We start from the raw sequence: 25266 nt of genomic DNA on the forward strand, positions 1-25266 counted from the left end.
GGTATTTTATGAAAACAGTTAGACTGGCGACCTGGAATATAAACAGTGTCCGGACCAGGCTGGATATTGTCGACCAGTTTATCAACGAAGCCTCCCCGGATATTATCTGTTTCCAGGAAACCAAGGTCCAGGACCATATGTTTCCGCTGAAATTCTTTACCGAGCGGGGTTATGAACATGCGGCCCTGGCGGGACAGAAGAGTTATCACGGGGTCGCAACTTTTTCCCGCACCCCCTTTGAGAACAAGGGGCGTATTGACTGGTGCGGCAAGGGTGACGCCCGTCATGTGGAGGTCGTCTTGCCCGGCGGAGTAGCGCTGCATAATTTTTATGTGCCGGCCGGCGGTGACGAACCGGATGTGGCCGTGAATGACAAGTTCGCTCACAAGCTTGATTTCCTGGATGAAATGACCCGGTGGTCCGGGGAACTGCCCAAAGACGGCAAATATATTTTGGTCGGCGATCTGAACATTGCGCCATTGGAGCATGACGTCTGGGATCATAAAAAGCTGCTGAAGGTGGTCAGTCATACCCCCGTTGAGGTGGAGCGCATGAAGGACCTGCAGCAAGCCCATGACTGGCAGGATGTCATGCGCCAATTTGTGCCGGAAGAGGAAAAACTCTATAGCTGGTGGTCTTACCGGGCAAAGGACTGGCGGACGGCCAACAAAGGCCGCCGTCTTGATCATGTCTGGGTCAGTCCGTCCCTGCAGCATACACCGCGCTCCATGCAGGTGATGGAAGACGCGAGGGGCTGGGAAAGGCCCTCGGACCATGCGCCGGTGCTGGTCGATTTCGAATTTTAGAGTCAGCCTCTATTAACGGTTTGTTTACCTTTTGGTAAGCTCTTGCATGGTAAAATAGAAAAACAGGGCAGAGGCAACCCCAATCAGGTGCATTTTTAATGGCAGATATGTCTAAACTCAAATACACATTTTTCAACAGGATATCCGGCGATGATATTCCCCCGGACCATCCGGTAGGGTTGTTTGCGTCGCATTGGCGGGCACTTCGCGGCGACAGGCCGATTCCCGAGAGACGTAATTTTTCACCAGCCAAGGTTCCGTTCCTTTTACCTTATGTGGTTGTTCTGGAGCTGATGGACACGGAGGAGGGGCTGGATCTCCAGACGCGTCTGGAAGGGGAGTATATGATTTCCCTGACCGGAAAGAGCAACATGGGCCACTCCGCCAGGCATGTCATGGAGGAGGATGGTTTTCTGGCCCGTTTGACGGAAGCTCAGGAAACCTTAGGCACCGGGGAAGTCCAATATTCGGAAATTGAAGCCCAGGATCATAAAATGAAGCCACACCGTCTGTTTCGGGGCGTCTTTCCCTTCTTGTCGAACGGGAAAAGTCTGGGGCAGGTTTTTATTGTTGTTGGCGAAAGTCACCTGAACCTTAAATAAATCCTCAATCTGTCCTCTGTGCCTCGATCTGATATCCAACGGAATCGCAATCCTCATAGACGTCGGTTTTTCTGCTGGAAACCTGTGCCGCAATGACCTGCGTCTGGCCAAAGCACAGCGCGACGATATCCCGGCACAGGCTTTCCTGAAGGTTATAGTGTCGGGCTTCAATCAGTTCAGTGATGCCCGTGCGCAGGAAGTCATAGTCCAGCACTTCCTCGATATGGTCCTGCTCCGGGCAATTGGTATTCACGGTCAGGACGATATTGAAAATGATGCGTTGCGGTGCCGCGCGCTCATGATCATGGATCCCGATGGATACCAGGGTTTCGAAATTTTCCAGAATAATCTGGCGCCGGGTGACCTGATAGGAGTTCATTCGGGTCTTCCTTTATTCAGATATTTTTCCGCTATATTGGCCACATCCCGGTTCATGCGCAGATTTTTCTGTCCGCTGTCCAGGGGGATCACCGCCGCATTGAAAGACGGCGTTTCGATCAGGTGCCGGACGGTTCGGGCAATATCCTCCGGCGTGCAGGCGGTTTCATTCAGATTGAAATGGCGGGTCAGCTCGAAATTTTCTTCGGACTGATCGCCGCTGAGCAGGGTCAGGCCTGGTGCAACCGCATTCACCCGCACCCTCGGCGCCATCGCCATGGCAGTGGCTTCTGTGGCGCCGGCCAGGGCATATTTGCTCAGGCTGTAGGACAGGAAGTCGGGGTTCATGGCGAAGATACTGCTGTCGATAAGATTGACGATGCTGCCGCGATCGTTTTCCCCAAGGGCTTCATAAAGTGCCCGGCTCAGCTGCAACGGGGCCCGGAGGTTGACCTCCATGTGGGCCTGAAAGGACCCCGCATCAAGGGAAAACAGATTGTCATCTCTGAACAGCGAAGCATTGTTCACCAGATGGCGCAGGGGCGGGCACTCGAGTCCCCCCAGCTTGGGCACAAGATCCTGCACCTGTTGATAATCCGAGAGATCGGCCTGGATCAGGCTGGCTGATCCACCGTTTTTCAGAATATCAGCCCGGGTCTGCAGCGCGCACTCCTCCGACTGGTGATAATGCAGGTGAATATGATAGCCCGCTTTTGCCAGTGTAAGTGCGATTTGGCGGCCGATGCGTCTGGCCGCCCCGGTGACAAGAATACTGCTGTCCATTGTGCCCTTCCGTTAGATTTACAGGAGAATAGCCTGACCTGTTACGCCAGTTCAAGCGCTATAGATTTTTCTGCAGGATGATTTCAGGACAGATCGTTGATCGACATGTCGGCTCGTTTCCACCAGGGACTGGCCGCTTCAGTATATCCTGTTGTGCACAGCGCCTTGTCCGGGTCGCCGTGGAAAATGACCGTATTGGTCGGCGTTTCTTCAATTTCCATCCGGTGGCAGAGTATGCCGAGGCCCAGATCATCGAGGAAGCTGTTGATTTTGGCAAACAGGCAGGCCGCCAGGGCCTCTGTGGTGGGATCTCCCGGGGTGACCAGGAGGTGAGCCAGGTTTTCCGGCTCATTGTCCCGGAAATAGCCGATCAGGGGATCCCGGTGGGACAGATGCAGGCTGTGATCCAGATGATCGTCAATCCAGCGGTGCCAGGTCTTTTTCAGGGTTTCAAACGGTGCCATCATGTTGGCGTCGCCGTCCAGCGCGTCATTTTCGGGGCGGCTCAGATATACTTTTACGAATTCATTGTGACCGTGGGGCACAAAACAGCGGCTGTCCTTCAGGCTGAACAGCCTGTGAGACATGGAATATCGCCGTGTAAAACAAATTTCAAACATGGTGCGCCCGTTAAAAAAGGATAACTGGCGCTTGATATATCAGTGCAGGCCCAGAGTCCAGAAAAGAGTCCGTGACACCCGTGATAGCGGCTCTCTGGTCACCCCCTCTAGTCACCAAGGCGGTAGCCGCCGGGTTCCGTGATCAGGATCGTGGCATTCGACGGATCCGGTTCGATTTTCTGGCGCAGGCGATAGATATGGGTTTCCAGTGTATGGGTGGTGACACCGGCATTATATCCCCAGACCTCATCCAGCAGCACATCCCGGCTGACGGCTGTGCCTTCGGCCCGCTTCAGGTATTTCAGGATATTGGTTTCCTTTTCGGTCAGGCGGATCTTTTCCCCGCTCTCCTGGTGGGTCAGGTTCTTTTCGCCGGGCTTGAACAGATAGGGACCGATCACAAAGGAGGCATCCTCGCTGATGCTGTGCTGACGCAGGTGAGCCCGGATACGGGCCAGCAGAATACCGAACTTGAAGGGTTTGGGAACATAGTCGTTGGCGCCGGCATCAAGCCCAAGAATGGTATCCGCGTCGGAATCGTTGGCGGTCAGCATGATAATGGGGATTTTTATGTTGGATTTGCGCATCATCCGGCAGATTTCCCGCCCGTCGATATCCGGCAGGCCCACATCCAGAACGACCAGATCATAGGCACCTTCCTTGGCGGCTTTCAGGCCGTCCATGCCGGTGCCGGCCTGTTCGGTCTCGAACTCCTCGTGGAACGCAAGTTGTTCGGCCAGGGTTGCGCGAAGATCCTCGTCATCATCCACCAAAAGGATCCGGTAGGTCTGGGCCATGTTAATTTTCCCTCTGTATTCTGTTCTTTTTTGGGTTACAACACTATATAAAGCACAAACTTAGTATATCAGATTACCTGAATTCTGGATATTTTAATGGGTACAGACCTGCCATCAAATAACCCTGCAGGGGAAATGACATTCGATCACAAGATAGTGAATGTGGAACGCGCGGCAAGTGAATTGCGGCGCGGCAGGCCTGTTCTGGTCTCCAGTGACGACCAGGAAATTCTTGCATTCCCCCCGGAACTTCTGACGGATAAGTGGCTGGAAAGCCTGAAAGCCGTCGGGGATGGAAGGGTGCATGTGGGCCTGACCTATAACCGGGCCAATGTGCTCAAGGTCTCTCCACGCAAGGGCGATGTGGCGCTGGTGGAGGTCTCGTCCCACATGAACAGTGCGGCAATCCAGTTTATGGTGGACCCGGCCGATGATCTCGACCATCCCCTGATGGGACCCTATAAGGCGGCGGCGGAAACGGCTGGTCCGATGCAAGAGGCCGGGATAAAGCTCTGCAAGATCGCCCGCCTGCTGCCGGCAGCCGTTTTTGCCGGGCCGGTGCGGAAGGGGCAATTTGAAGACCTTTTGAGTGTTACGGTCGACGAAGTGACCGACTATGACCTTGCGGATGCCCTGTCGCTGGAAAAGGTGACGTCAGCCAGGGTGCCGCTGGAAGGGGCGGAACGGACCGAGATTGTTGCCTTCCGTCCTAAGGACGGGGGCACTGAACATTTCGCGATCCTGATCGGGGCGCCCAATCGCCATGACCCGGTCCTCGCCCGCATTCATTCGGAATGTTTTACCGGTGATCTGCTGGGCAGCCTGAAATGCGATTGCGGCGACCAGATGCGGGGCGCCATCAAATTCATGCAGGAGCAGGGCGGCGGTGTCTTGCTTTACCTGGCCCAGGAAGGGCGGGGCATCGGCCTGATCAACAAACTCAGGGCCTATCACCTGCAGGATCAGGGTTTTGACACGGTGGATGCCAACGAGAGGCTCGGTTTTCTCAGTGATGAGCGGATTTTCGAACCGGCCGCGCAGATGTTAAAAAAAATGGGTTTTTCGGCCGTGCGTCTATTGACCAATAACCCGGACAAGGTGGCAGGCCTGGAAGCCTGCGGCATCAAGGTGACCGAGAGAGTGGAACATAAATTCCCGTCCAACGGCCACAATGAATTCTATCTGAGAACCAAGAAAAAACGTTCGGGTCATTTTCTCTAGAACTTTTTATAGCAAATCGTGCTTTTTAAGCTGATGGCGCAGCTGGTGATAGGTCAGGTTCAGATAGACCGCCGTATCCCGCTGATTGTGCTTGTTGGCCTTGAGCGCCTTCTGTAGTAGGTCTTTCTCCAGTTTGGCCACCGTCTCGTTATAGTCAGTTGGCCCCAGGGCGGGAGAGGTTACAGGGCCTGAAGAGGATGGTTCATTGTCCTGTCTCCCTACAGGCTCCTGCTGTCGGACCGGGGATGCGGTTTTGGGTCGCCAGGGTGACCTGAAGGGATCCAGCTCGACGATGTGAACCGGCTCAAACTCGTCTTCGGCATGCCAGACGGCCCGCTCCACCACATTTTTCAGTTCGCGGATGTTGCCGGGCCAGTCATGATCCTGCAGCGCCTCGATCATGTCCCCGGAAAAACCGGGAAAAGACGCCCAGTCACGATCATGGGCGGCGCGCTGGCCGAAATGAAAGGCCAGCAGAATAATATCCTCGCGCCGGGCCCGAAGCGGCGGCAGGGTGATCACATCCAGCGCCAGCCGATCAAGCAGGTCATGGCGGAATTCTCCCGCGTCGGCGGCCGACGGCAGGTCGATGTTGGTGGCGCCGATCAGGCGCACATCCACGGTCAGGACCTTGTTGCCGCCGACCCGCTGGAAGGTGCCATATTCAGTGATGCGCAAGATTTTTTCCTGGGCCGACATGGAGCAGGTGGCGATTTCATCCATGAACAGGGTGCCGCCGTGGGCTTCTTCAAAACGGCCGACCCTTTTGTTGGTGGCCCCGGTGAATGAGCCGGCTTCATGGCCGAACAGTTCTGATTCCAGCAGGCTCTCGGTCAGGGCGGCACAGTTGACCTGGATGAAGTTTCCTTCCCAGCGCGGCGACAGGAAATGAAGGCGGGCGGCGATCAGTTCCTTGCCGGTGCCTCTCTCGCCGATTACGAGGACCGGGCGTTCATGCTTGGCGGCGCGGGAGGCCTGGTCAATCACCTCCAGAAAGGCGGGGCTTTCACCGATAATGGGCTGGTCTTGTGGGGATGACATGAATTTCACCAAAAATTATCAAAAATTCCTAACAGGTAGCGTAAATTATCAACCAAAAAACTTCAACAGAATTCGGTATCTTTAAAAAGTATATATAAAACAATATGTTATAAATATTTCCAAAAACTGGCACGCTTTCTGCAAATGTCAAAGCGGGTAGCGGGAACAGAGCTATTAAATTGGAGAAAGATTATGGGCATTTTTACACGCCTCAGTGATATTGTGAATTCAAACATCAACCACATTCTGGACAAGGCTGAAGATCCGGCAAAAATGATCCGCCTGATGATCCAGGAAATGGAAGACACCCTTGTGGAAGTACGGTCTTCCGCCGCCCGGGTGATCGCCGACCGCAAGGAACTGGACCGCAATCTGGCGCGCCTCGATGCCGCCCAGCAGGAATGGTATGCCAAGGCCGAACTGGCCCTGAGCAAGAATCGTGAAGACCTGGCCAATGGCGCCCTGATGGAACGGGCCAAGCTTGCGGAAATGGCTGAACGTCTGGAAAATGACAGGGATCCCCTGGAAGAGGCGCTGGCCAAATATGAAACCGATATTATTTCCCTGGAAGCCAAGATCAAGGAAGCCAAGACCAAGCAGAAATCCCTGCTTGAGCGTCAGCGTTCTGCCTCAAGCCAGCTTCGGGTTCGCGAGAAACTGTATGACAACCGGATCGAGGACGTCATGACCCGTTTTGGCCAGATGGAGCGCCGGGTCGAGGACACTGAAAGCCGGGTGGAAGCCGCCGATATGGGCCGGGAAAAAAGCCTGCACGAAGAATTTGCCGATCTGGAAACTCAGCAGAAAGTCGCTGACGAACTGGCCGAACTGAAGGCCAAAATGGCCAAAGGCGCAGAAAAAGAAACAACCAAAACCAAGAAAAAATAAAGCAGGCAGGGGTTCGCCCCTTCCTGCGGGGATATAGCATCAGAGGAGAAGTTTGACATGGCCGAAGTTTTTGGAATTTTGTTCCTTACTATCTGCGCCCCCCTTTGGATTATTTTCCATTACATCACGAAATGGAAATCCGCCAAGACGCTGACCAGCGAGGACGAACAGATCCTCAGTGACCTGTACGAGAGCGCGGAAAAGATCGAGAGCCGCCTGAACAATATCGAGCGCATCCTGGATGCGGAATCTCCTGACTGGAGGACAAAGTGATGACACCTCATCCTGAACATCATGCCCCCAAATACAATAAACTGTATCTGGACAAAAAATCTGCAAAGATTTCCGGGGTCTGTGCCGGGCTGGCCGATTACTTCGGTGTCGATGTCACCCTGATCCGTGTTGTCACGGTTATTGCCTTCTTTTTCTTCGGCGGCCCGCTGATCCTGATCGGTTATGTGCTTCTGGCCTGGATGCTGGATCCCCGCCCCGGTGACCTCTATCACGACGAGAAAGAGGGCGAATTCTGGAAGAACGTGCGGGTCAAGCCGCGCAACACGATCCGGGATGTGCGTTATAAATTCCGCGAGATTGAAAAGCGCCTGCGGGCGACGGAAGCCCACATCACCTCAAGCGAATATAAACTCCACAAGGAGTTTCGCGACCTGGAGAATGAGAAATGACCAGTTACAGAGAAGACCGTTATTACCGTCCCGCCCGCCGGCTGTACAAGGACAGTTTCAGGGGCAAGATCTGCGGCGTCTTTGCCGGTCTCGGCGAGTATCTCGGTATCAATGCCGCCCTGCTGAGAATATTGGGCATTGTCGGCATCTTTATGTCCGGCCCTGTGATCATCTTCGCCTACTTCATCGCGGCCCTGGTGATGAGTGACAAGCCGTTTCACCTGTATCGGTAAGCCCGCAAAAGAATATTGAAGGAGGGGTAAAATGAATGTTTTTGAAATGATAGTCATCATTGTGGTGGTGACGGCGATTGCCGGGGTGCTCAAGCACTGGACCAGAGGCCGCAACAGTGAAACAGACAGGGATTACAGTGACATAATGAGCGATCTGGGGCTTGAGGAAGATTATTACAGCAAGAAGCAGATACAGCCCCATCTGGAGCGGATCAGGAAGCTGGAAGAGCGGGTGCAGGTGCTGGAACGGATCGCCACCGACAAGGGATCAAACCTGGCCCGGGAAATCGACAACCTGGCCTGAGCCGACAGAGAGAAAAACCGGAGGACAAAATGTTGCTTAAGGAACTGATAGTTGAGCCAGCCAACGATAATCCCTCCCGCGGGGTGCTGAAAGCCGGGGACCGTATATTTCCCTGTGCCCTTGGGAAACAGGGTCTTGTACTGGACAAGCAGGAGGGGGATCATAAAACTCCCGTGGGGCAATTTCCCCTGAGAACCGTTTTTTATCGCTTTGATAAGTTGTCTAAGCCGATTTATACCCAAGTGCCGATGCTGGCAATCCTGCAGGAGGACGGCTGGTGTGATGATCCGAAGGATATCGCCTATAACCAGCCTGTGATGCTGCCCTATCATGCCCGGGCGGAACGCTTGTGGCGCGAAGACGACCTTTATGATGTGCTGGTCGTACTGGGCCAGAATGACGATCCCGTGATGCCGGGCAAAGGTAGCGCCATCTTCCTTCATGTGGCCCGGGGGAATGATCCGGACAGTTTTGAAGGCACCGAAGGCTGCGTCGCCCTGCAGAAAGAACATCTGCTGGAACTGTTGCCGGAATTGTCGCCTGAGACAACCCTGAAAGTGGTCACTCACTGATCCTGACGATCCTCCGGCGGCAACCGTCAAAGAATTTTTATTGGACTTAATGCGTCTGATATCTTCCACTCCCGGCCCCTGGTTTCAGGGCGCCGGGCTTTTTATATCAATATCCCGGCCTTGAGCCGAAGACGGCGGTGCCGACCCGCACATGGGTGGCGCCGTGCCTGATGGCGGTCTCGAAGTCGCCGCTCATGCCCATGGAAAGAATTGGGATATCATTGCGCCGGGCAATGTCGGCCAGCAAATCGAAATGAGGGGCCGGGTCCTGATCCGCCGGCGGAATGCACATGAGGCCGGTAACACTGAGGCCGAGCTCTTCCCGGCACAGGCGGATAAAATCGTCGGCATCCTCGGGTGCAATCCCGGCCTTCTGGTCCTCCCGGCCCACATTGACCTGGATATAGATATCCCGGCGGATATTCTCTTCCTTGAAAAGACGGGCGAGGGCGCGGGCCAGTTTGGGACGGTCAACGGTTTCGATGACATCAAACAGCTGAATGGCCTGGCGGGCCTTGTTGGTCTGCAGCGGGCCGATCAGATGAAGGCGCACGTCGGGGTATTTTTCCATCAGGGCAGGCCATTTTTCGGCTGCTTCTTGGACCCGGTTTTCGCCGAACAGCCTTTGTCCCGCTTCCAGCACCGGCGTAATGACGTCAGCGCCGTGCACCTTGGAAACGGCCACCAGCTGCACGCAGCCGGGCGCACGGCCGGCGGCTGAGGCGGCGGCGGAAATTTTACTTAATACCTCTTCAAGGGCTCTGGTCACGGCGGGCATCCTGCTCTATTCTGACGATATGTTTTATCAGCGCCAGACCCTAGCAGCAATTGCCGCCAAGCTCAATCAGGGAAACCAATCTGATTGGCCGCTCGGTCCGGCTCTTTATCTGACGGATGCCACTGTACACCCGGCGCCGGAAAGGATCCTGGAACAACTGCCGCCGGCCAGTGTGGTGGTCCTCAGGGACTATGATCACCCGGGGCGAGAGGCCCTGGCCCGTCATCTGGCGGGTCTCTGCCGCCGGAAACATCTTTATTTCCTGGTCGGGGCGGACGCCGCGCTTGCCCGGAAGGTGGGGGCCGTTGGCGTACATCTGCCGGAGGGACTGGTCCGGCACCTGCCGCGTTTGAGACACAAACATCAGGACTTTATTTTTACAACAGCCTGTCATTCCGCCCGCGCCCTGCATCGTGCCGAAAGACTGGGAGCTGACGCGGTATTGTTATCCCCGGTTTTTCCAACAGAAAGCCATCCCGAATCCCTGACGCGCCCGGACCTGACCCTCGGGCCGACCCGCTTCAGGACTCTGTGCCGACGGACGGATCTGCCGGTTTACGCGCTGGGCGGGGTCACCGGGCAAACGGCGCAGCGACTCAGGCATGCCCCGCTGGCGGGACTGGCGTCCATTCGCGGATATGAAGAAGGCTAAACTCAGAAGTTGACGTTTGTGCCCAGCAGGAAGACCTGGGTATCGGACAGGGGATCCTGTTCCGCATTCTGGCCATAGCTATAATAGGTGAAGCGCCCGGTGAAATGCAGGTTGGGCAGCAGGCTGTATCCGGCGCCGACTTCAAGAGCGTATACCTTGTCGAAATAATCAATCGTGGACGACAGATATTCATATTCCTGCTTGCGGCGATATTCGGCAAAGCGCACATCGGTAAACCAGCTGCGGCCATGATAGCCGAGGCCCACATCATAACCGCTCAGATCCAGGTCGACCAGATTTCTTTCCCGGCTGAAGGAGGCGCCGATGGAGAACCCGGCATAAGCCACATCAAGCGACAGGTTATAGACCTGCCGGTTGCGCAGATCATACTGTGAGCCGTCATACAGCGGCGACATGATTGAAGAGGGGCTGATCAGGAAGCTGGAACCAACTGAAATATCAAAGGTTTTCGGGTCAAGGCTGCGGTCCGCCGGGCCATAGGAGAAGGTCACCCGGTTGCCGGCCATCAGGCCATCAAGCAAGCCGCTTGAAAGCTGTACGCCGCTACCGGAGGTATCGAGGGGCTGCATATTGAACAGAAGGGACGGTTTGCTTTCGCTGGATTTTTCCACCTTGAAACCGGATTTTTTCTTGCGATTTTCCTCTGCAACCGGATCCTTGAGAAAGATAAACTGGTCGGCAGTTTCCGCGGTCGGGGCGTCAAAGATGATTTCCACCTCGTCACTGGGACCAGAGGCGCTGGCTCGCGACGTGTCCTCGAAAGAAACACTGAGCGGCTGCATGTCAAAGTCGACGGTTTCCACTTTCATCTGGGCATAGGAAACACTGCCAGTCAGTATAAAACCGACGGCTGATGCCAGTATCACTATGCCGATGGACCGTTTCACGGGTGTTTCCTCAATTTTTTGTTTACCCAGGCAGATAACAGATCTGCATCAATCACGTTGCTTAACCCTGCTGCCTGAGAAATATTTTTTTATTATGACAGTATAGGCCCTGCAGTGAGAAAATCAAATGGATTCCATGATATTCCGTCCGTTTTCTGAAGTATTCTTTCAGCTTTTTTACCTGTCGGCATTCACCGGCCGGGCTGTGTTTCGGACATGGTTTGGTCAAGAAAATCTTGTCTGATTTCAGACAAACGGATAAACAGCTTTAATAAGCGAAAGTCAAGGGGTATGATGCCCCGGTTTATGAAAACCTGACCACAGGTAATATGATATATATTTGTGCGTAACAGACGGATGGAAGTTGCATGATTTTTAAGCGGATAACAAATAAAGCGGCAGGGGATATCGTGGGAGCAGGCAGAAAATTGACGGGAATTTCCCTGCTGGCGGCAGTGTTGCTCACTCTCGGCGGGTGCAGCATTTTCGGCGGCGGTGATGAAGGGGCGTCTGAAGCCCGTCTGGAAGCGGCTGAAGAAGTCTACCAGATTGGCGTCAATGCCTATCTGTGGCGTGCGTCTCTGGACACAATTGCCTTTATGCCCGTTCTGCAGGCGAACCAGTCAAGCGGCGCCATACTGACCGACTGGCGGACAAATCCGCGGGATGCAAGTGAACGCACCAAGACTGAAATCTATATTGTCGGCAGAAAACTGCAGGCGGATGCCTTGCGGGTGGTGATTCACCGGGAACAGAAACAGGGTGACGACTGGGTAGAGGTCGGTCCGCGTCCGGGGGCTGAATTCAAGCTGACCAACGCCATCCTGCTTCAGGCCAGGACACTGCGTCGGAATAATGCTCCCCTGAAAAACTGACAGGGACAGCCCAGCGGGAAACCTGCCGGTTCTTCGGGACCGGCACAAATAAAATACCAGGGATCCGTCTTCGACATTGTTGCGGCGGGTCCTCCTTGATTTTAGATCAGGCACAAAGATCAGGAAGTTGAAAGAATGACACGCTATAACGCCGGTGTAACCGAGGCAAAATGGCAGCAGACCTGGGACAACCAGCAGACCTTCAGGGCCGTCGAAAATCCGTCAAAACCCAAATATTACGTGCTGGAGATGTTCCCCTATCCGTCCGGCCGGATTCATATGGGCCATGTGCGCAACTATACCCAGGGTGATGTGGTCGCCAGATACCGGCGCGCGGCCGGATATAATGTCCTGCACCCCATGGGCTGGGACGCTTTCGGCATGCCGGCGGAAAATGCGGCCATGGAACACAAGGTTCACCCGGCCAAATGGACCTACGAAAATATCGATCACATGCGCGGCCAGCTGAAGCAGATGGGACTGTCCCTGGACTGGTCCCGGGAAATTGCCACCTGTGACGCGGACTATTACGGCAAGGAACAGGCCATGTTCCTGGACTTTCTCGATGCCGGGCTTGTGTACCGTAAGGAAAGCTGGGTTAACTGGGATCCGGTGGATAATACCGTGCTGGCCAATGAACAGGTTGTGGATGGCTGCGGATGGCGCTCCGGTGCGCCGGTGGAACGGCGCAAGCTGAGCCAGTGGTTCCTGAAAATCACCGACTTTGCCAATGACCTGAACAGTGCCCTCAAGGACCTGGATCGCTGGCCGGAAAAGGTCCGGTCCATGCAGGAAAACTGGATCGGCCGTTCCGAGGGACTGAAACTGAATTTCAATATCCACGGGGTTGACGGCTACGACGGTCTCGAAATCTATACCACCCGGCCGGACACCCTGTTCGGGGCCTGCGGCATGGCGGTGGCGGCGGACCATCCGCTGGCCGAAAAGCTGGCGGCCGACAATCCGGACCTGGCGGCCTTTATCGAGGAATGCCGCAAAGGCGCTACCACCGAGGAAGCCATCGAAAAGATGGAAAAGAAAGGCTTTGATACCGGCATCAAGGCGACAAGCCCGTTTGAGCCGGACCGCGAACTGCCGGTCTTTGTCGCCAATTTTGTGCTGATGCATTACGGCACCGGGGCAATCTTTATGTCTGCGGCGCATGATCAGCGCGACCTGGATTTCGCCCATAAATACGGCCTGGATGTGCGCACGGTTGTCTCTCCGGATGGAAACTCCGACTTTAAAGTGGACCGGGAAGCCTTCACCGATGCCGGGATCATGATCAACAGCGATTTCCTCAACGGACTGGATAACAAGGCCGCCAAGGCCGCCATTATCGACAAGGCCGAGGAAATGGACGTTGGGGAGCGGACGGTCAACTTCCGGCTTAGGGACTGGGGCGTTTCGCGCCAGCGCTACTGGGGCGCACCGATTCCCGTTGTCCATTGTGATGCCTGTGGCGTGGTGCCGGTGAAGAAATCCGATCTGCCGGTGAAACTGCCGGAGGATGTGAGCTTTGACAAGCCGGGCAATCCGCTGGATCATCACCCGACGTGGAAACATGTGGACTGCCCGTCATGTGGCAAGCCCGCTCGCCGGGAAACCGATACCTTTGATACATTTATCGACTCAAGCTGGTATTTTGCCCGCTTTACCTCACCAAAATCTGATCAGCCCTTTGACCGGGCGGCAGCAGACTACTGGCTGCCGGTGGATCAGTATGTGGGCGGGGTCGAACATGCCATTTTGCACCTGCTTTATTCCCGTTTTTTTACCCGGGCGATGAAAAAGGTTGGCCTTTTGGGGCTGGATGAACCCTTTGCCGGTCTGTTTACCCAGGGCATGGTGTGCCACGAGACCTATCAGGACGGTGCCGGTGCCTGGATCAGTCCGGCAGAGTTGATCAGACAGGAAGACGGCAGCTTCATTGCCCGCAAGGATGGTGAACCGGTGACGGTGGGTCGTTCCATCAAGATGTCCAAATCCAAGAAGAATGTGATCGATCCGACGGAAATTATTGACCAGTACGGCGCCGATACGGCCCGCTGGTTCATGCTGTCCGACAGCCCGCCGGAACGCGATCTGGAATGGACCGAGGAAGGCATCGAAGGTGCCTGGCGGTTCAGCCAGCGCCTGTGGCGCCTGGTGACCGGGAATATTGAACAGACGGCATCGGCCGGTGATCAGGAACCGGGCGCGTTCAGCAAACAGGCGGCTGACCTTCGGCGCATGACCCACCAGAGCATTGCCCAGGTGGGCAAGGATATCGAGAATTTCCATTTCAACAGTGCCGTGGCCCAGCTTTACAAGTTTGCCAATGCCATCGGTGGTTACAGCAGCGATGGCAGCGCCGGAGATATCTGGGCGCTGAAAGAAGCGCTTTTTACCATTGTCCAGCTTTGTGCGCCGATGATGCCGCATCTGGCCGAGGAAATGTGGGAACAGCTTGGCGGAGAAGACCTTGTGACCAACGCCGCTTGGCCTGAAGCCCGGGCCGAACTGATGCAGGAAAGCACGGTGACTATCGCCGTGCAGGTGCGCGGCAAGCTGCGGGATACACTCGAGGTGGCCAAGGATATGGACAAGGCGGAAGTAGAGCGTCTGGCCCTTGCATTGCCCAAGGTCCAGTCCAGCATTGAAGGACAGGAAATCCGCAAAGTCATTGTGGTGCCCAACAAGATTGTTAATATTGTTGTCTAGGTTTTTGCTGAAGGGAATTTTGGTCCATATGCTCAGAATCGGATTGTTTACGATACTTCTGATGAGTCTGTCCGCCTGCGGTTTCAAACCGATGTATGGGAAAATGGCGGGTCAGGACCAGAACCTGGAGCAGATCATGGCCAACATACGGGTCGAGGATATTCGCGATGCGGATGGCCGTAATTCCCGTATCGGACAGGTGATCCGCAACAACATGATGAGCCGCCTTCGGGCAAAGGGTGCCCGGGAGGCGGTGGACTATTCGCTGAAGATCACCTTTCAGGTGGAAGAGCATGGTTACGGTTTTACCGAAGATGAATCAGTCACGGCCCAGAGCCTGAAACTTGTCGCCCTCTATCAGCTCGAGGATATCGCCACGGGCGAGAAAGTGATGGAGGATGCGGCCCGGGCGCTGGTCACCTTTGATCTGGTGCAGTCCGATTATTCCAACATGGTGGCGCGTAATGCGGCGTTGACCAGGCTTTCCGAAGAAGTCACCAACCGGATTACAGCGCGAATCGGGGCCTTCTTCAGTGCCCGCCAGAGGGAAATGCAGAAGTCAGCGCAGAAAGATATTTTGGCAGGTCAATGAAAGTTCAGTATCGCGATATAGAGGCACAGGTCAGGAAACTGGACCCGAAATATGTTGCGGTGCTTGTGTACGGCCCGGACGAGGGACTGGTCCGGGAGCGGGGAGAAAAAATCGCCCGCCAGGTGGCGGAGGATCTGAGGGACCCTTTCCTGGTCGCCAATCTGGATCCCGATACGCTGAAATCGGAACCGGCCCTGCTGGGCGATGAGGCCGCCGCCATCTCCATGATGGGCGGCAGGCGTGTGGTTCGCGTGGATGGTGCCGGTGAAAATGCCAAGGAGGCGGCAAAATCCTTTCTTGAGAACGCCCTTGCGGTAAATCGGGAAGACGGGCTTGTGGTGATTACCGCCGGTAACCTTAAGCCGACCTCGGGTCTGAGAAAATTGTTTGAGGGGGCGAAGAATGCGGCTGCCATCCCCTGTTACGAGGATAACCAGGCCGCTCTTGAAGGGCTGGTCACATCGGTGATGCGGGACAATGGTCTGCGTATCGAACCTGATGCTGTAGCCTACCTGCAGGCCAATATGGGCAGTGACCGCATGATTTCGCGTAATGAGCTTGAAAAACTGGTGACCTATATGGGAAAGGCGCCGACAGGTGAGACACTGACAGTTACCCTGAAGGACGCTCGCGCCTGTGTCGGCGACAGCGGCGCCCTGACCCTCGATATGATTGCCAAGGCCACCAGTGGCGGCGACCTGCGAAATCTGGATGATGTGTTGTTCAAGTCCTTTAACCGGGGTGAAAACCCGATCAGTATCCTTTATGCGGTGTCACGTCGTCTGCAGCGGATGCATTTTGTCCGCGGCATGATGGACCAGGGGCAGGCGATCGAACAGGCGATGGGCAAACTGGTTCCCCGTGTGTTTCCCATGGAGGCCGCACAATTCAAGGCGCATTTGTCCAAATGGACGACGGAAGGGTTGTCCCGCGCCCTGGAAATTGTCATGCTGGCGGAACAGGATTGCAAGACGACCGATATGCCGGCGGAAACCATCTGCGCCCGCGCCTGCCTCAGGATTGCCAATGCGGCCCGCGCCCGGCGCTGAACGTCAGCCTTTGCCGAACTCCGGTTTTCTCTTGTTCAGGAAGGCCTCGACCCCCTCTTTGTGGTCAGGGCCGTCGAACGCATCATTAAAAAGTGTTTCTGATTTTTCGTCATCTTCCCGCTGACCGCCCATCACCCGGACAATATTCTGTTTCATATGGCGCAGGCTGTGGGTTGAATTGGCAATCATCTCCGCAGCCATTTTTCGGTTTCCTCTTCCAGTTTATCATCAGGAAATATGTCATTGACCAAGCCAATCCGCAGGGCCCTGTGAGAGGAAAAAATGCCGGCCGTAAACAGGATCTGTTTTGCCTGGGACGGTCCGACCAGATCAACAAGCCTTCTGGTATCGGCGAGACCGTAGACAAGTCCCAGTTTGGCCGGCGTAATGCCGTATTTTGATTTTTCATCGCCGAAACGGATATCGCAGGTCAGGGCCAGAATGCAGCCGCCGCCGACGCAGGGGCCCTGGATCATGGCCACAGTGGGCAGGGGACAGTTCTCGAGCGCCCGGCAGGCCTCTTTGATTGCCTGGCGGTTGTCGTTCCGGGCGTTCCGGTCGGCCATGAACAGGCTGAATTCGCCGATATCTGCCCCGGCGGAGAAAAATCCCGGATTCTCCGAGCGGACAATCAGGATCTTGATGCCCGGATTTGAAACAGCCTCCTGAACAAGGGAGGGAATTGAGGCCCACATGGACTTGTCCAGGGCGTTTTTTTTCTCCGGCCGGTTCAGAACAAGCCAGGCAATTTCATTATCTTTGTGAAGGCGGATACCGGCATCAGCCATAGTCTGTCTTTCCCCTGTTCTGTCTTTCATTTTGATGTGACGACAGAATAATGATCAACAGGGGCGGCGCAAGACCTAAAATCGGGCGGTGGCCCTGACGATATTGCCTTTGCCGAGATATTCCAGGGTGTCGAAACTGGTTTCTCGGGCCAGCGCAATTCCCCGACCGAGGGGCAGGGGTGTGGCTTCAATCTTTGCTGAAATATAGTTTTCCACATCGAAACCGTTTCCCTGGTCGGTGATCTGGAAGATGACTTTATCGTCTTTCAGTTCAAAGGCGATTTCAACATATTTGTCTTTATAGTCGAGTTGTTTCAGCCGTTTCTCAATCTCCTCGCGGAAGGTGCCTGATTCCAGGAGCCGGCGTTTTTCCTCGAAGGTTATGCCCAGATTGCCATGCTCGATGGCATTGGCCAGCAGCTCGAACAGTCCAAACGCGATTCGGTCCGGATCAGGACAGCTGAGCGACAACATGGTGGCAGTTTTTTCGGCTTCATGAAAATTTTTGATCCGGAAAGTCCCTTTCTGGATATAGCCGATAACGGATTCTCGTGATTTTACCTCATGGCGGAGTTTTTGGCGTTGCAAATAATCTTCCAGCGCAGATTCGAGAATGGAAATGAGGGAAATCATCTGGAAGGGTTTGTGCAACCAGTAAAGGCTGCCGCTATATTCTTTTCTCAGCCTGTTGTAGGAATCCTCATCGTCGATGAAGACGATCAGCGGCACATTACGAAGGATTTTGGATTCATCGAGATGACGGATCAGGTCATGTCCTGCTTTAGCGAGGAATTGACCGCTCAACAGAATGGCCAGTTTGGGTTCATGCTCCCGCGAACATACTTCCAGAAGGATATCTGTCGCTTCCTGAGGATTGTCTGTCTGCACACAATGCAGTCGGTCATCGGAAAGAATGCTGTCGAGTTCCTGGGGAGGCAAACCCGCATTGTCAAATATTACAAGTGTCATCATTGACCAAATTTCATGTTTCTTCACCGGAGAAGTGAATTATTTCGTCCCGCTGTTCAGAAGGCACCACCTTTACGCGCATGATGCTATTCTAAAATGCTTACCTGAGAGTTAATGATATTGCGACACACTACTGTACCGGCAAAAAATATAAGTATGACCTAAATAAATGATTAGGGTTGTGTGATTTAAAACATTGTTAATTTTTGATAATTAATATTCGAATGTAATTAAGTTTGCTTTGTGTCGTGCGGAATGAAAAAATAAGCATAGTGGTAGCCGGGTTTTTGCATGAGCAATAAATATTACATTTATCATCATATTAAACTGAATAAGAGGAATGGCCATGAGATACCGTGTGGAAGCGGCGAATAACAGTTTTGAAGCAATTCTCAGTGAGAAAATTACTTTTTCCGATCTGGAAGGTTTCCGGGAAATCATCAAAAAAATGCAGGATGCGTCTGCTTCTGAAAATGTCGTGGACCTGTCCGATGTGGAGTTTATCGATTCTGCCGGGCTGGGCATGCTTCTTCTTGCCAAGGATGAGGTTGGAAAACTTTCCTCCAAGCTCGTGTTGAAGCAGCCCCAGGGGCAGGTCAAAAGAATGTTTGACGTTGCGCAATTCGATAAAATGTTTGAAATTGTGTGACGAAGGGTGACGTCGGGTGAGTAGTCATCCGCAGAGGCAAAAAGGCAACAGGCCATGATGGTTGGTAAACCATCCATAAATCAGGAGGCTCTCTCGGGATGCATTCTCATCGTCGACGATGTGGAGCTCAACCGCCTGCTCATATCTTCCTATCTGAGCAAGGGAGGGTTCGAGAATCTGCATTTTGCCGTTGACGGTGTTGACGCCCTCGAAAAGATAGAGCAGATCAATCCCGATCTTGTCATTCTGGATCTTATTATGCCGAATATGGATGGCTTTGAAGTCTGCCGTACCCTTCGGCAGCAGGCAAAATATGTGGATCTACCTATTCTTGTGCAGACCGCCATGTCAGAGCCGGAGGAACGGGCCCAGGCCTTTGAGGTTGGCGCAACGGACCTTGTTTCGAAACCACTGTCCCCAATGGAACTGATTGCCCGAACTCGCATACATCTTGAAAACAGGTTGTTGTTGAGGGGGTTGAAGAATTATCAGGCCCGGCTGACCAGGGACCTGGAAGTCGCGCGTGAAATGCAGAAGGCGCTGATGCCCGGCACGGAGTATTTGCAACAGGTCGAGGATCAGCTCCGGGTACGCGTTTTATATCAGTATGAAAGTTCGGATGAACTTGGAGGGGATTTCTGGGGTCTTCGGGTGCTCGACGACAACAGGCTGTTTTTCTACATTGTGGATTTTGCCGGTCATGGTGTGTCTGCTGCCCTGAATACTTTCCGTCTGCACTCCCTGATTGAGCACTCGGATGTTCTTCCTTCCCCGGAAGTTTATCTGGCGGAGCTCAATCGCCAGCTTTACCGGCTCTTGCCTGTGGAGCAATATGCCACGATGCTGTGTGGTTTTATCGATGTTCCGGCGCGCACGCTTGTCTATTCCGGTGCGGCATCAACTTCGCCAATGATCGGCCGGCAGGGGAGCGGGGAGATCAAGCTTCTTGATCCGTCAGGCTTCCCGCTCGGGGCAAATGAGCAGGCAACCTACATTCGACGTGAAGTGCCGTTTGCGCCGGGGGATTTGATATTCCTTTACAGTGATGTTTTGACGGAAACGCCGGATATGGAGGGCAGGCCTCTGGAAGAAGAGGGGCTTCTGGAACTGTTCAGGGAATCTTTGCTGGACCCTCGCATGGATTTGACGCTTTGTGAAATAATGTCCAGCAAAATCGAGCAGGTGCTTCGGCGCCCCTATCAGGATGACATGACTGCAGTATTCCTGCGGGCGCTGGACGGATAACAGGCACCTCTAAAATCTCTGGTCCGTGGTTTATGGCTTCTTTCCGGGAACTGTCAGGCTGATATATTGATCATAATAAGCACCGACAGAACGTAGGAGACGAGAAACGCCATAAAGAAATTTTCGATCTGTGATTTCAACACTTCAATCTCCCCTTACATCTCTTTAATACCTGAAGATATTCTAACATATTGTTGGACAATCCCGATGGATGATCTGTAACCGCCTGAGTTCACGGCCCGAATCAGACTGTCCCAAAACGGGACTCCGGAAATACTTGAGACTCGGGCCCTGATGAGGTTAAAATGAAATATACAGGGAGTTTTTCATGGACAGGAAATTTCAATCATTTCGGGAATTTTACCCCTTCTACCTTGCCGAACATTCCGACAGAACTTGCCGGAAACTTCATTTTCTGGGCACGAGTCTGGTCATTTTCTGGTTCCTCTATGCCGTTCTGACGTCCCAGTTTATTCTGTTGTGGTTGCTTCCCCTGTTTGGATATGGATTTGCCTGGATCGGGCATTTTGTTTTCGAAAAAAACAGACCGGCAACTTTTAAATACCCCCTCTACAGCCTGTTGGGTGATTTTGTCATGTACAGGGATATGTGGCTGGGCAGGGTCTCCTTTTGAGAGACGCGACACGGAATTTGCTTTCCCCCTGACAGGGTTTTCTGTAGCTTTTCGGGACGTATGCTGGGAGAAGAAGGGTGCAGATAGCCACTCTTGATGATGTACAAAAAATAGAAAAAGTACCCTTAAGGGAACGCCTTGCCGGGGCCGGGACAAGTTACGCTGTGTTTCGGCAGGCTGCTGAAAAGGCACCGGAAAGAACGGCCCTGATTTTTCTTGAAACGGCTGACAACGAGGTAAGTCCCGTCCATATTTCCTATGCCGGTCTGTTCAGCCGGATTAACCAGACGGCCAATCTTCTGTATGACCTCGGCATTGGCCCCGATGATGTTGTCACCTCCCTGTTGCCGAATTTGCCGCAGACCCATTTTATCCTGTGGGGCGGGGAGGCCGCCGGCATCGTCAATCCGGTCAATCCCTTTCTTGAAGCCGGGCATATTGCCGGTATTGTCATAGCGGCCGGCAGCAAGCTGCTGGTGGCGCCGGGGCCGGTACCGGGAAGCGATACCTGGGAAAAGGCACTCCAGGTCCTGGAAGCCTGCCCAAACCTTGAGAAGCTTATCCAGGTCGGCGGCTCGCCCCAAGAGGGAGACAGGATCATCCAATATGACCAGGTCATATCCAGCTATAATAGCGCCTCGCTTGACAGTAACCGGCAGATCAGGGAAGAGGATACGGCCTCTCTTTTTCATACCGGCGGAACGACAGGTGTGCCGAAACTGGCCCGGCATACTCATTTCAATGAGGTTTCAGATGCCTTTATGACGTCGCTCGTCGGCGGGATTGACGGCAGCGCGGTTGCCCTGTGCGGTCTGCCCCTGTTTCATGTCAATGCGGCAATTGTGACAGGGCTGGCCTGTTTCATGCACCAGGCGACGGTGGTTCTGGCGACACCGGCGGGTTTCAGGTCGCCCGAGGTTATCAGCAACTTCTGGCGGCTTATCGACCGGTACGGGATTAGCTTTTTCTCCGGTGTGCCGACGCTCTATGCGGGGCTTCTTAATGTACCGATCGGGGAGTGTGATATTTCCTCCCTGGATTTTGCCATCTGTGGGGCCGCGCCGATGCCCCGGGAAGTCATCCGCCGTTTTGAGACAGCGACCGGCCTGTCCATTCTGGAAGGCTATGGCCTGACCGAAGGCACCTGTGTCAGTTCCTGCAATCCCCGGGCCGGTGATCGCCGGCCAGGGTCTATCGGGTTCCGGCTGCCCTACCAGGAAATGAAATCGGTGCAACTCGATGGGGCCGGGTCCTACCTGCGCGACAGCCGGACAGACGAGATCGGCACAATTGTCATTCGCGGCCCGAATGTATTCCCCGGTTATGTGCAACAGGACGCCAATCAAGGCATCTGGCTTGACGGCGGCTGGCTGAATACCGGTGACCGGGGACGTCAGGATGCGGACGGTTATTTCTGGCTGACCGGACGCCACAAGGAACTGATCATTCGCGGCGGACATAATATTGATCCGGCAATGATCGAAAACGCCCTGATAACACATGAGGCGATTTCCCAGGTGGCCGCGGTGGGACAGCCCGATCCCTATGCCGGTGAATTGCCGGTGGCGTATGTTGTTCTGAAGCCGGATGCCAAGGTAAGAAAAGGCACGCTTTTTGAGTTTTCAAAGCAAAATATTGCCGAAAGGGCGGCGATTCCGAAAGAAATATATTTTATTGACGAAATACCGTTGACGGCGGTGGGAAAACCGTTCAAGCCTGCCTTGAGGCTTGATGCAATCCGGCGCGAATGTGAGAAGGCGCTGGCGGAAACGGACAGTATATTATCCGTCGATGTCCACGCGGATCCGACTTTTGGGACGCTGGCGGAAATTACCCTGAAAAAGGGCATTTCCGGTCCGGACAGAAGCCGCATAGAAAATATTCTGGATGCCTATGCCTTTAGCTATAAAATCAAAAACTGAAGATAAACGGGAACAATAATAAAAGAGGGATTTAAATCATGGCTGTAGCCAAACATGAAAAGTGGTCGTCGGGACTGACCTTCCTGCTGGCGGCGGTGGGCTCTGCCGTCGGCCTCGGCAATATCTGGCGGTTTCCCTATGTGGTCGGTGAAAATGGCGGCGGCGCCTTTGTGCTGTTGTATATCGGCATGGTGATCCTGTTCGGTATCCCGGTGGTAATGACCGAACTTATGATTGGCCGTCGATATCAGATGAGCCCGGTGAATTCGCTGGCGACCATTGGTGCGGACAAGCCTGCCAGGAGGCTATGGAATGCGCTTGGCTGGTCTTATGTGCTAGTGCCGATCGGCATCCTGTCTTTCTATGGTGTTGTGGCGGGCTGGACCCTGAACTATGTGGTGAAAATGGGCTCGGGTTCGCTTTCGGGTCTGGATTCGACGGCGGTTGAGGCAAATTTCAACGGCATGATGAGCGACCCTGTGACGATGATTTTCTGGCAGACGGTGGCCATGCTGATCACCATGGGCATTGTCGCCCGCGGCGTGAAAGGCGGCCTCGAAAAGGCGGTTGAAATCCTGATGCCGGCCCTGTTTATCATCCTGCTCGTGCTGGTGGCCTATGCCCTTTATGCCGGGAATGTGACCAAGGCGGTTGATTTCCTGTTCACACCTGATTTCAGCAAGATCAACGCCAAGAGCGTGCTGGAGGCAGCCGGACAGGCCTTTTTCTCCCTGTCGCTCGGCAGCGGCGCGATCATGACCTACGGCGCCTACCTGACCAAGGACATCTCCATTCCGAAAATGTCCTGTGGCGTGGCCTTTGCGGACACGCTTGTGGCTCTTCTGGCCGGGCTTGCCATTTTTCCGATTGTCTTTGCCAACGGGCTTGATCCCGAAGCCGGCCCGGGGCTGGTGTTTGTGACCCTGCCGATCGTTTTTGACACAATGCCGTTCGGTCAGGTCTTCGGGGTTCTGTTCTTCCTGCTGATCACCTTCGCCGCCGTGACGTCAACCATCTCCCTGCTGGAACCGATGGTCTCCTATCTGGAGGAACGGGTGCCGCACATGCGCCTGAAAATGACCTTCCTGGCCGGGGCGGTGACCTGGGCGATAGGCATTTTGGCGGCCCTGTCCCTGAATGTGATGAGCGACTTCAGGCCGCTCGGCATGTTCAAAACCTTTGAGACAATGGGCATTTTCGATCTGCTGGACTATTTCTCGGCCAATGTCTTCATGATGCTGAACGGTCTGCTGATCGCTATATTTGCCGGCTGGATCATGAAGCGGACGGCGCTTCTGGAAGAACTCGGTCTTGCCGACAGCTGGCTGTTTAAATTCTGGCGCCTGCTGATCAAGGTGGTGGTGCCGATCGGCCTTGGCTATATTTTCTGGGACTTCATTACTACATAGAACGAAAAGGCCTCCTGAAATCCAGGAGGCCTTTTTCTGTCAGGGACGAAGCTTCAGCGCATCTGAAATCTTGCGCCAGTCCACAAGCTTGAAGTTCTGATTTTCCTTCGGCAGGGTGTTAAAGCCGTCCTGGGCCATGAACACCCCCTGAGGATATCCGGGCAGGGGTGTGCTGAGCGCCTCGAGGCCGTCGGTTTCCTGTGCGCCATCAATGCCCTTTTCCGGATCGTCCACCACTTTGAACGAGCCCACATAGTCATAGTTATTGTCCCGGTCAAACAGGGCATAGCTGTTGCTGCCCTGGCTGGAGGCGACAAGATAACCCTTGCCACCTTTGGTGTGATACAGGGCCAGGCCTTCGACATCGGCGGTCAGGGAGTTATTGTCGATCAGGCGGATCAACTGGCGGTGTTCGTCAGACGTCGGCTCAGCGACATATTTCCAGATGCCGGTATTTTCCTCGCCGATATAGAGCTCGCCGGTTGTATCATCGGCCACGCAGCCTTCGGTCTGATCGCCGACGGTGAACTCACGGGCGACCTCAAGCTGTATTTTTCCTTCCGGCGTGGCGACCAGGCGCCATTGTTTATAGTCGCCGAAATCCTTGTCATTGGCAAAGATATAGAAACTGCCGTCGACGGCGCTGTGATACATGCATAGGCCGTAGGGATCTTCGAAGCCGGTGGCCTGCACGCCGTTGGCTACATCGTAAAGTTCCATGGTTTCCGGGTCGATGGCGTACAGGCTGATGCTCAGGTCGGTGCGGTTTGTGCTGGCGACAATGGTGACTTGCTTGCCTGCCAGGTCAAATCCGTCGCGCAGGTCAACATTGTTCATGCGCCCGTCGGGCAGGAATTGCACGATCTCGCCTTTCAGGTCATAGACGTACAGACCGGATTTCTTCTGGGTGCCGATGATACGGCTTTTTTCCGGATCGGCCGGATTGACCCAGATGGCCATGTCATCTGCGGCATCGCCTTCGGTTTCCACAGCAGGTGTTTCCATATCGGCTGTAACGGAAACCTTGACGGCAGTCCCGGTCTCTTCCTCAGGTTGCTGCGCACAGGCGGCCATCAGCAGGGCAATGACGGCGGCGCTTCCGTGGGTGAATTTGGTCATCGGGCAATATCCTTAATAATGAACTATCTTATGTTTTGCTAATGAG

Annotated in this window: 30 protein-coding genes; 19 read left to right on the forward strand and 11 right to left on the reverse strand. The window is 54.3% G+C overall.

The window, feature by feature from the left end:
• The first annotated feature begins 8 nt into the window (after positions 1-8).
• Both xth and ACORNT_RS05370 read left to right on the forward strand, forming a co-directional pair.
• On the forward strand, positions 9-806 hold the full coding sequence (gene xth / locus ACORNT_RS05365) for an exodeoxyribonuclease III (RefSeq protein ID WP_321396403.1): 798 nt from the start codon (positions 9-11) through the stop codon (positions 804-806).
• A gap of 98 nt (positions 807-904) precedes the next feature.
• On the forward strand, positions 905-1408 hold the full coding sequence (locus ACORNT_RS05370; protein WP_321396406.1) for a PAS domain-containing protein: 504 nt from the start codon (positions 905-907) through the stop codon (positions 1406-1408).
• A gap of 4 nt (positions 1409-1412) precedes the next feature.
• On the opposite strand, the gene ACORNT_RS05375 is transcribed toward ACORNT_RS05370, so the two are convergent.
• The 4 genes from ACORNT_RS05375 to ACORNT_RS05390 all read right to left on the reverse strand — a co-directional run bounded on the left by ACORNT_RS05375 (position 1413) and on the right by ACORNT_RS05390 (position 3986).
• Positions 1413-1787, reverse strand: a complete 375-nt coding sequence (locus tag ACORNT_RS05375) for a dihydroneopterin aldolase (protein ID WP_321396411.1) — start codon at positions 1785-1787, stop codon at positions 1413-1415.
• The gene (locus ACORNT_RS05380; protein ID WP_321396413.1) at positions 1784-2569 is read right to left on the reverse strand and encodes an SDR family NAD(P)-dependent oxidoreductase; all 786 of its coding nucleotides are present in this window, start codon (positions 2567-2569) and stop codon (positions 1784-1786) included. Before ACORNT_RS05380 ends, ACORNT_RS05375 begins: the two co-directional genes overlap by 4 nt.
• Before the next feature lie 83 nt (positions 2570-2652).
• Positions 2653-3189: a 6-pyruvoyl trahydropterin synthase family protein gene (locus ACORNT_RS05385; protein ID WP_321396416.1), complete on the reverse strand. Its 537-nt coding sequence runs from the start codon at positions 3187-3189 to the stop codon at positions 2653-2655.
• A gap of 107 nt (positions 3190-3296) precedes the next feature.
• Positions 3297-3986, reverse strand: a complete 690-nt coding sequence (locus ACORNT_RS05390) for a response regulator transcription factor (RefSeq protein ID WP_321396420.1) — start codon at positions 3984-3986, stop codon at positions 3297-3299.
• Between the two features lie 96 nt (positions 3987-4082).
• Here ACORNT_RS05390 and ribA point away from each other — a divergent pair, with 96 nt between their 5' ends.
• Positions 4083-5207, forward strand: a complete 1125-nt coding sequence (ribA, locus tag ACORNT_RS05395) for a GTP cyclohydrolase II (protein ID WP_321396423.1) — start codon at positions 4083-4085, stop codon at positions 5205-5207.
• Positions 5208-5213: 6 nt separating this feature from the next.
• Here the strand turns inward: ribA and pspF are convergent, their stop codons facing one another.
• Positions 5214-6248 (reverse strand): phage shock protein operon transcriptional activator, encoded by a 1035-nt coding sequence (pspF, locus tag ACORNT_RS05400; RefSeq protein ID WP_321396425.1) that lies wholly within the window; start codon positions 6246-6248, stop codon positions 5214-5216.
• Between the two features lie 192 nt (positions 6249-6440).
• Between pspF and pspA the strand changes: the two genes are divergently transcribed.
• From pspA to ACORNT_RS05430, 6 genes are read left to right on the forward strand one after another with little or no spacing between them, the layout of a single operon-like run.
• Positions 6441-7136, forward strand: a complete 696-nt coding sequence (pspA, locus tag ACORNT_RS05405; protein WP_321396428.1) for a phage shock protein PspA — start codon at positions 6441-6443, stop codon at positions 7134-7136.
• A gap of 57 nt (positions 7137-7193) precedes the next feature.
• Positions 7194-7409, forward strand: coding sequence for an envelope stress response membrane protein PspB (gene pspB, locus ACORNT_RS05410; RefSeq protein WP_321396430.1), 216 nt, complete (start codon positions 7194-7196; stop codon positions 7407-7409).
• The gene (gene pspC / locus ACORNT_RS05415; RefSeq protein ID WP_321396433.1) at positions 7409-7819 is read left to right on the forward strand and encodes an envelope stress response membrane protein PspC; all 411 of its coding nucleotides are present in this window, start codon (positions 7409-7411) and stop codon (positions 7817-7819) included. Before pspB ends, pspC begins: the two co-directional genes overlap by 1 nt.
• Entirely contained in the window at positions 7816-8052 is a 237-nt protein-coding gene (locus ACORNT_RS05420; protein WP_321396435.1) for a PspC domain-containing protein, read from the forward strand. Before pspC ends, ACORNT_RS05420 begins: the two co-directional genes overlap by 4 nt.
• 31 nt (positions 8053-8083) lie before the next feature.
• Complete coding sequence (locus ACORNT_RS05425; RefSeq protein WP_321396438.1) at positions 8084-8356, forward strand: hypothetical protein; 273 nt, start codon at positions 8084-8086, stop codon at positions 8354-8356.
• Between the two features lie 29 nt (positions 8357-8385).
• Positions 8386-8928, forward strand: a complete 543-nt coding sequence (locus ACORNT_RS05430; protein ID WP_321396441.1) for a L,D-transpeptidase family protein — start codon at positions 8386-8388, stop codon at positions 8926-8928.
• Positions 8929-9034: 106 nt separating this feature from the next.
• On the opposite strand, the gene ACORNT_RS05435 is transcribed toward ACORNT_RS05430, so the two are convergent.
• On the reverse strand, positions 9035-9706 hold the full coding sequence (locus tag ACORNT_RS05435) for a YggS family pyridoxal phosphate-dependent enzyme (protein ID WP_420717519.1): 672 nt from the start codon (positions 9704-9706) through the stop codon (positions 9035-9037).
• A gap of 19 nt (positions 9707-9725) precedes the next feature.
• On the opposite strand from ACORNT_RS05435, the gene ACORNT_RS05440 reads away from it, so the two are divergent.
• Positions 9726-10358, forward strand: a complete 633-nt coding sequence (locus tag ACORNT_RS05440) for a thiamine phosphate synthase (protein WP_321396447.1) — start codon at positions 9726-9728, stop codon at positions 10356-10358.
• Positions 10359-10360: 2 nt separating this feature from the next.
• On the opposite strand, the gene ACORNT_RS05445 is transcribed toward ACORNT_RS05440, so the two are convergent.
• Entirely contained in the window at positions 10361-11266 is a 906-nt protein-coding gene (locus ACORNT_RS05445; protein WP_321396450.1) for a hypothetical protein, read from the reverse strand.
• Between the two features lie 410 nt (positions 11267-11676).
• Between ACORNT_RS05445 and ACORNT_RS05450 the strand changes: the two genes are divergently transcribed.
• From ACORNT_RS05450 to holA, 4 genes are all read left to right on the forward strand, one after another.
• Positions 11677-12141, forward strand: a complete 465-nt coding sequence (locus ACORNT_RS05450) for a DUF3576 domain-containing protein (RefSeq protein ID WP_321396454.1) — start codon at positions 11677-11679, stop codon at positions 12139-12141.
• A gap of 135 nt (positions 12142-12276) precedes the next feature.
• Complete coding sequence (leuS, locus tag ACORNT_RS05455; RefSeq protein ID WP_321396457.1) at positions 12277-14844, forward strand: leucine--tRNA ligase; 2568 nt, start codon at positions 12277-12279, stop codon at positions 14842-14844.
• Between the two features lie 28 nt (positions 14845-14872).
• Entirely contained in the window at positions 14873-15436 is a 564-nt protein-coding gene (locus ACORNT_RS05460; protein ID WP_321396459.1) for a hypothetical protein, read from the forward strand.
• The gene (gene holA, locus ACORNT_RS05465; RefSeq protein ID WP_321396462.1) at positions 15433-16485 is read left to right on the forward strand and encodes a DNA polymerase III subunit delta; all 1053 of its coding nucleotides are present in this window, start codon (positions 15433-15435) and stop codon (positions 16483-16485) included. Before ACORNT_RS05460 ends, holA begins: the two co-directional genes overlap by 4 nt.
• A gap of 3 nt (positions 16486-16488) precedes the next feature.
• On the opposite strand, the gene ACORNT_RS05470 is transcribed toward holA, so the two are convergent.
• From ACORNT_RS05470 to ACORNT_RS05480, 3 genes are all read right to left on the reverse strand, one after another.
• Positions 16489-16686 carry a hypothetical protein gene (locus tag ACORNT_RS05470; protein WP_321396465.1) on the reverse strand — a complete coding sequence of 66 codons (198 nt, stop codon included), beginning with the start codon at positions 16684-16686 and terminating at the stop codon, positions 16489-16491.
• Entirely contained in the window at positions 16671-17273 is a 603-nt protein-coding gene (locus ACORNT_RS05475) for an enoyl-CoA hydratase/isomerase family protein (protein WP_321396467.1), read from the reverse strand. The genes ACORNT_RS05470 and ACORNT_RS05475 overlap by 16 nt, the downstream gene beginning before the upstream one ends.
• A gap of 75 nt (positions 17274-17348) precedes the next feature.
• Positions 17349-18245 (reverse strand): ATP-binding protein, encoded by an 897-nt coding sequence (locus tag ACORNT_RS05480; RefSeq protein ID WP_321396471.1) that lies wholly within the window; start codon positions 18243-18245, stop codon positions 17349-17351.
• 343 nt (positions 18246-18588) lie between these two features.
• On the opposite strand from ACORNT_RS05480, the gene ACORNT_RS05485 reads away from it, so the two are divergent.
• The 5 genes from ACORNT_RS05485 to ACORNT_RS05505 all read left to right on the forward strand — a co-directional run bounded on the left by ACORNT_RS05485 (position 18589) and on the right by ACORNT_RS05505 (position 24101).
• Entirely contained in the window at positions 18589-18891 is a 303-nt protein-coding gene (locus ACORNT_RS05485) for an STAS domain-containing protein (protein ID WP_321396474.1), read from the forward strand.
• 54 nt (positions 18892-18945) lie between these two features.
• On the forward strand, positions 18946-20136 hold the full coding sequence (locus ACORNT_RS05490) for a fused response regulator/phosphatase (RefSeq protein WP_321396477.1): 1191 nt from the start codon (positions 18946-18948) through the stop codon (positions 20134-20136).
• Positions 20137-20464: 328 nt separating this feature from the next.
• Positions 20465-20770: a DUF962 domain-containing protein gene (locus ACORNT_RS05495; RefSeq protein ID WP_321396480.1), complete on the forward strand. Its 306-nt coding sequence runs from the start codon at positions 20465-20467 to the stop codon at positions 20768-20770.
• A 77-nt stretch (positions 20771-20847) separates the two neighbouring features.
• Positions 20848-22692 (forward strand): acyl-CoA synthetase, encoded by a 1845-nt coding sequence (locus ACORNT_RS05500; protein ID WP_321396482.1) that lies wholly within the window; start codon positions 20848-20850, stop codon positions 22690-22692.
• A gap of 38 nt (positions 22693-22730) precedes the next feature.
• Positions 22731-24101 (forward strand): sodium-dependent transporter, encoded by a 1371-nt coding sequence (locus ACORNT_RS05505; RefSeq protein WP_321396486.1) that lies wholly within the window; start codon positions 22731-22733, stop codon positions 24099-24101.
• A 39-nt stretch (positions 24102-24140) separates the two neighbouring features.
• Here ACORNT_RS05505 and ACORNT_RS05510 read toward each other — a convergent pair whose 3' ends face one another.
• The gene (locus tag ACORNT_RS05510; protein WP_321396489.1) at positions 24141-25220 is read right to left on the reverse strand and encodes a phytase; all 1080 of its coding nucleotides are present in this window, start codon (positions 25218-25220) and stop codon (positions 24141-24143) included.
• Between the last annotated feature and the right edge of the window lie 46 nt (positions 25221-25266).

Source organism: Emcibacter sp. (genome assembly GCF_963675455.1).
Lineage (GTDB): Bacteria > Pseudomonadota > Alphaproteobacteria > Sphingomonadales > Emcibacteraceae > Emcibacter.